General features: G+C 54.2%; 2 protein-coding genes. One reads left to right on the top strand and one right to left on the bottom strand.

Features of this window, described 5'->3' with window-relative positions; all coding sequences use genetic code 11:
- Positions 1-228: 228 nt before the first annotated feature.
- Positions 229-615, bottom strand: coding sequence for a DUF1841 family protein (locus tag Q363_RS31560; RefSeq protein ID WP_035358723.1), 387 nt, complete (start codon positions 613-615; stop codon positions 229-231).
- A gap of 58 nt (positions 616-673) precedes the next feature.
- Here Q363_RS31560 and Q363_RS31555 point away from each other — a divergent pair, with 58 nt between their 5' ends.
- Positions 674-1,192 carry a hypothetical protein gene (locus Q363_RS31555; protein WP_211256471.1) on the top strand — a complete coding sequence of 173 codons (519 nt, stop codon included), beginning with the start codon at positions 674-676 and terminating at the stop codon, positions 1,190-1,192.
- The last annotated feature ends 340 nt before the right edge of the window (positions 1,193-1,532 follow it).

The raw sequence follows: 1,532 nt of genomic DNA, 5'->3' as shown, positions 1-1,532 counted from the left end.
CTTTCTTCCTCTCAACACTTTTCCTTGCAGTCAGACGGCGGACCATACATTTGGAAACTACGAGACAATTGGCAGGAAATCTGAATTCTGGTTACTGTAGGACAGATATCAGCGAGTTTTTAGTCTCGCCAGCCGTGCGCCACGGCTGAGCGCTAGGGATTCCTTATGGGAAGTTTCGAGTTGCGGAGCAAACCGTTCTTCTCTGAAAACGGGGATTCTGGAAACTATCTAAAATCCTAGGGTGCTCGCTTTTCTCCAGGATTCAGCGGTCAGGCGATTGAGTTTCTCCACATACTGCGCATTGGGATCGGCCCCGCCCTCCTCTCTGAGCGCGGCAAAAAGTTGTTCGGATAACACCGAACCAATCGCATGGATAGCTTCGTGCCGATCGAGCCCTTCTGCCATCAAGCGCAACAGAACGGCACGCGCCGCAAACGTATCCCCTAGCGCCACCTGGTTCTCGACGATCACGTGGGTAATGGCGTGAAGGCTCTCGTTGGCAAGCCGGATTCGATTCTGCCGATGGTATTGCCGGACGGATTCAATGCGCTCCGATTCATCGAGCGCCTGCCAAGCTTCTGAGTTAACGTGCTGGTGAGGATCGTACTGCAACACTACCGGCTCCTTTACGAGTCCAAACGGACTCCGTCGTGAGAGTGGCGCCTCGGAGACGTTGAACGATGTTGAGGCAGCAAATGGACTGGCGGCGGACGAGGTGAGATACTCTCTGCAATATTTAGATGGAGGAACCGCAATGCCCGTCACCGTGAAGAGCATATCTCTTTGGCGAAAAGAGACCGAGAACAAGACGGGGCTCCTTGCCCAGACGCTTGAGCCGCTTGCAAAGGCCGGGGCGGATCTTGGCGTTGTGATGGCGTATAGGCTTCCCGGCAATGAGGCCAAAGCAGCTATCGAGATCTATCCGGTCTCTGGAAAAAAGTTGACGGCTGCCGCCACAGGGACGGGGCTTGCCGCCTCGGCTATCCCGACTCTCCTCGTCGAAGGCGATAATAAGCCAGGTCTGGCGCACAAGATCGCACAGACGATTGCGGACACTGGAGCCGACCTGAGCTTTTTTGTGGCCCAAGCCATTGGCAGAAGGTATTCCGCGGTCATCGGTTTCGCAAACGACGCTGATGCCAAAAGGGCGGCCACACTTATCAAGAAGGCAGCCGGAAATAAACGAAAGTAATCGCCCAAAACGGAGTTTCAGTAAGGTGTGGGGTGGTGCGGTCATCCCTTGGGCGCTTTTACCTTAAACGCGACTTTGCGGAAGCTACCTATACTGTGGGCGACACGTAGCGAGCGAGCGGTAGAACTCATTACCGCGCAACGTCGGGCTGTAGCTTATGTGAGACATCCACCAGGAAGCCTCGGTGGTTCGACCGGAGACCAAATTGGGGGAGCAGGGTCATACGCATTAGAAATAAATTCAATTCTCCGTCCTTATCAGATATCTGTTTTCCCGCAGATGTCGATGGAGGTTGGCCAAAAGGAAGAGGTATTGATCAAAGCCCGTCGCCATCAGTTTC

The organism is Edaphobacter aggregans DSM 19364, from assembly GCF_000745965.1.
Taxonomy (GTDB): Bacteria; Acidobacteriota; Terriglobia; order Terriglobales; family Acidobacteriaceae; genus Edaphobacter; species Edaphobacter aggregans.
Note: the sequence above shows the minus strand (reverse complement) of the source record. Positions and strands in the feature narration are given on the sequence as shown.